Source organism: Acinetobacter sp. ESBL14 (assembly GCF_036668815.1).
GTDB classification, from domain to species: Bacteria; Pseudomonadota; Gammaproteobacteria; order Pseudomonadales; family Moraxellaceae; genus Acinetobacter; species Acinetobacter gyllenbergii.
The window spans coordinates 1-412 of record NZ_JAZEVS010000047.1 but is presented as its reverse complement, the minus strand read 5'-3'; the positions used below and the strand labels follow the sequence as shown (position 1 = coordinate 412).

The 412-nt window shown below is 45.9% G+C and carries 1 pseudogene; it reads left to right on the top strand.

Features of this window, described 5'->3' with window-relative positions:
- A pseudogene (locus tag V6E90_RS21560) lies at window positions 1-412 on the top strand (YadA-like family protein); the annotation flags it as partial.

Genomic DNA, 412 nt, shown 5'->3' with positions numbered 1-412 from the left:
AGTTGGGTACATTAGACGATGCAGCAGTTAAATATGATGATGCAACGACTAAAGACAAGATCACGCTTGCAGGTGCTGGTGGAACCACGATTACCAACGTTAAAGCGGGTGCAGTAAATTCAAGCTCGACTGATGCAATCAACGGTAGTCAATTACACGGTGTTGCAGACAGCGTTAAGAGTGCAATTGGTGGTAACACGACCATTGATGCAACGACAGGTGCAATCACCACAAGTAACATTGGTGGTACAGGTTCGAACACAATTGACGGTGCGATCACCAGCATTAAAGCAACAGCAGACAAAGGCATCAACTTTGGTGGCACAACAGGCAAGAACAACTATGCCTTGGGTAGTGATATCAATGTTAAAGGTGATAGCAACATTACCAGCACGACAGTTGCAGGCGGAGT